At 36.6% G+C, this 3,452-nt stretch carries 5 protein-coding genes and 1 pseudogene; all 6 read right to left on the bottom strand.

Features of this window, described 5'->3' with window-relative positions:
* A partial coding sequence (hypE, locus tag K8S13_RS18105) for a hydrogenase expression/formation protein HypE (protein WP_291464707.1) occupies positions 1–619 on the bottom strand: 619 nt, incomplete at its 3' end.
* Between the two features lie 39 nt (positions 620–658).
* A complete protein-coding gene (locus K8S13_RS18100) occupies positions 659–1,006 on the bottom strand; it encodes a DUF86 domain-containing protein (RefSeq protein WP_291464705.1) in 348 nt (115 codons plus the stop codon).
* A complete protein-coding gene (locus K8S13_RS18095; protein WP_291464703.1) occupies positions 951–1,286 on the bottom strand; it encodes a nucleotidyltransferase domain-containing protein in 336 nt (111 codons plus the stop codon). The genes K8S13_RS18100 and K8S13_RS18095 overlap by 56 nt, the downstream gene beginning before the upstream one ends.
* Before the next feature lie 53 nt (positions 1,287–1,339).
* Positions 1,340–2,419 carry a hydrogenase formation protein HypD gene (hypD, locus tag K8S13_RS18090; protein WP_291464701.1) on the bottom strand — a complete coding sequence of 360 codons (1,080 nt, stop codon included), beginning with the start codon at positions 2,417–2,419 and terminating at the stop codon, positions 1,340–1,342.
* Positions 2,420–2,477: 58 nt separating this feature from the next.
* Positions 2,478–2,741 carry a HypC/HybG/HupF family hydrogenase formation chaperone gene (locus K8S13_RS18085; RefSeq protein ID WP_291464699.1) on the bottom strand — a complete coding sequence of 88 codons (264 nt, stop codon included), beginning with the start codon at positions 2,739–2,741 and terminating at the stop codon, positions 2,478–2,480.
* A 13-nt stretch (positions 2,742–2,754) separates the two neighbouring features.
* Positions 2,755–3,452, bottom strand: a pseudogene (locus K8S13_RS18080) (hypothetical protein); the annotation flags it as partial.

The raw sequence follows: 3,452 nt of genomic DNA, 5'->3' as shown, positions 1-3,452 counted from the left end.
CTTTAATCAGATGGTTCAAGCATGCGCAATCTGACTTTATATCTGTTGTAAAGGTAATCTCTTCCCTTGCCGCCATGATACACATACCATGATCGGCGATGGTGCCGTTGATGATGATCTTATCACCTGTTTGAATATTTTTACCTGTACCAATGTGTATATTTTTCTGAGGTAATTCTCCCACACCGGTTGTATTAATAAAAACTTTATCACATTTACCCCGGTTGATCACTTTGGTATCTCCGGTAACAATTATGATCCCTGCTTTTTTGACTTCTTCTGCCATCGACTTAACAATGATCTCCAAATCTTTAAAGGGGAACCCCTCTTCAATAATAAAAGAAGTACTCAAATATTTTGGTTTTGCACCCGAAACAGCCACATCATTTACAGTTCCAGCAACTGCCAGCTTACCAATATCCCCACCCGGAAAGAATATCGGGTCTACAACAAATGAATCAGTTGTAAAAGCAAGTTTGTTTGAATCTATTTTTAATACAGCTGCATCTGTCTGTTCATCCAAAATATCATTGGAAAAATATTTCACAAACAGATCTTTTATCAAATCGTGGGATAATCTGCCTCCGCTACCATGTCCGAGAAGGATACTTTTTTGCATTGGAAATTTAGGATTAATTTTCTTAATTGAAGGTTGATTTTATTCAAATTCATCTAATATGGCAAGTACTTTGTTTTTTAAAGGAAGTAAATCATTTTCAATGGTTTTCCAAATAATTTCATTGCTGATTTGATAGTACCCGTGTACCAATACATGTCGCAACCCGATTATATCCCGCCATTTGATATCAACAGCCTGATCCTTTAATTCTATTGTTAGAAAATTAGCAGCCTCTCCAATAATTTCCAGATTTTTGATAATTGCAAATTGAAGAATTCTATTTTTAGAAAAGCTATTAAAATCTACCTCCAATGTAAATTCAAGGATGTTTTCAATTGCTTCCAGTATATGATTGAGTCTCTCTTTGTCCTTTAGTTTTTCTCTCATAAATGAGTATTTTTTCCTGTTCAAAATCTTCTAATGCGAAATCCTTTAAATGTCCTTCCTCTACCAGATCAACTTTTCTGCCGGAAACATCGCTCAACTGATTTATTAAATGAATGTAAGATAAAAGCGAAATGTTATTTGGTTGCGAAAACCTTACCATAATGTCAATGTCACTTTCCTTATTTTCTTCATTTCGGGAAAATGAACCAAACAACCAAGCTCTTTCTATCGGTTGATTTTCAAAAACCTTTTTAATCTTATTTATTATCTTTTTCTGCATTTGATTTTCAAAATCGCAAACCAATTATTGCAAAATTAGCAATAAATGTATTATTATCTATTATACTTATAATAAGCATGACATGAGCCTTCATGTGAGACCATACATGCACCCACCGGATTGGCCGGAGTACAAACCGTTACAAATAACTTACAATCTTTCGGATTTTTGATGCCTTTTAAAATCTCTCCACAAATACAACCCTTATCTTCTCTTGTGGGCTCCACCTCAACAGGAATCTTGGCTTCAGCATCAAAATCACTGTATTTTTCTCTTATCTTCATTCCACTTTTTGGTAGTACTCCAAATCCTCTCCACCAATCATCACGAAGTTCAAAAACCTCTTCCAGCATTTGCTGTGCTTTAATATTGCCTTCAGGCTTTACAACTCGTGTATATGCAATTTCTACTTTTTGATCACTATTCTCAATTTGATTTACAAGCATTAAAATAGCTTTCAAAAGATCAACAGGCTCAAAACCTGAAATCACACACCCCAAACCAAATTTTTTAGGGATATTTTTATAAATTCCTATTCCTGTGATCGTACTTACATGGCCCGGGGCAATATATCCATCCAGTTTTACACCTTCATCAATCAACGCTTCCATGGCCGGTGGCATGATCTTATGCGAACTGAACAAATAAAAATTTCGGATCCCTGCCATTTGCGCTTTGATTATCCCTGCTGCAGAACTCGGTGCAGTTGTTTCAAAACCAATACCCAGAAAAACTATTTTTTTATCCTTGTTTTCTTTTGCAATTTTCAAAGCATCCAGAATTGAATAAACAATCCGAACATCTGCTCCTTTGGCTTTTTCCTGATCAAGGGAAGAGGTTGATCCCGGTACGCGGATTAAATCACCATAAGTGGTAATAATAACGTCTTCTATCCGGGCATAGGCAATGGCCTGATCGATGTATTTACGGTCGGAAACACAAACCGGGCAGCCAGGTCCCGATATCAGTTTTATTGTATCAGGCAACAAAGTAGGAATCCCAAATTTCTGAATCGACATGGTATGACCTTCACACACTTCCATCAAGGCTATAGGTGTTTTCGAAACCTTTTTAATTTGATCTACCAGTTTTCCTACCAGTTCCTTATCTCGGTATTCGTCGATGTATTTCATAAAAAGAGTGCCTAAAGTGTCTTAAGTATGTTAAAGTGCCTAAAGTACTCTATGAACTTCATACAATTCTCTCCCCTCTCTCCTTCTCCTCCTCATCCAATTTCTTATTTAACTCTTCAAATTCCTCAAAAACTTTTAATGACTCTTCTGCTTCTTCGGGTGTTAATTTCTGAATTGCAAAGCCGGTATGCATCAGGATGTAATCACCGATTTTAACATCATCCAACATTTGAAGGCTGGCTTTGTACTTTGTGCCACCTACAGAAACTACTGCCATGTCATCTTCAATGGTTTCAACTTTTGCCGGTATACTTAAACACATATTAATTTTTGATTTACGATTTTTGATTTATTAATCCCAATTCCCTTCTTTTAGCCGCTATCACCAATTGTCCCAATGCTATTCCACCATCATTTGAAGGAACTTTTAGTTGGGAATAAACATCAAATCCTTCTTTATCCAGGATTTTTTCAAGCCGGCTAAGAATATACTTATTCTGAAATGTCCCACCGGACAAAACTACTTTATTTAAACCTGTCTCTTTACGGATTTGGCTGGCCACTGCAAAAATAACATTTATCACAGTATTGTGGAATTTGGCTGAAATTTCTGCCACATCTGTGCCATCCAATAAATCCTCCACAATTGCTTTTATGGTTGATTCAAACGAAACAACATTACCCAGATCAAACGGATAAGCAAAATCAATTCCTACACTTGCGGCAGACTCCAATCGCATGGGTGCCTCTGCATGAAATTTTGAAACCGGACAAACATTGGTAATGGCAGCAACTGCATCAAATAGCCTCCCGGCACTCGAACTTAATGGACAATTGATGTTTTTTTCAATGGCCTGAATTATCACGTTTAGTTTGACACTCTCAATTGCCTTTAAAAACGGGAGGTCAATGTTTACCAATTCTTTTCCAAAAAATTTATACAAATATGAAATCCCAGTCCGCCAGGGTTCTTTGGTAACCTGGTCACCACCAGGCAATGGAATATATTCAAAATGGTTAAATCGCTGGTACG

Source organism: Desulfobacula sp. (assembly GCF_021107415.1).
The sequence above is the reverse complement of the archived record's forward strand: the minus strand, read 5'-3'. Positions and strand labels throughout refer to the sequence as shown.

Excerpts from the sequence above, each read along its gene's own strand:
- K8S13_RS18095 (WP_291464703.1), bottom strand. The coding sequence starts at position 1,286 with ATGCAGAAAAAGATAATAAATAAGATTAAAAAGGTTTTTGAAAATCAA.
- hypD (WP_291464701.1), bottom strand. The coding sequence starts at position 2,419 with ATGAAATACATCGACGAATACCGAGATAAGGAACTGGTAGGAAAACTG.
- K8S13_RS18085 (WP_291464699.1), bottom strand. The coding sequence starts at position 2,741 with ATGTGTTTAAGTATACCGGCAAAAGTTGAAACCATTGAAGATGACATG.
- K8S13_RS18100 (WP_291464705.1), bottom strand. The coding sequence starts at position 1,006 with ATGAGAGAAAAACTAAAGGACAAAGAGAGACTCAATCATATACTGGAA.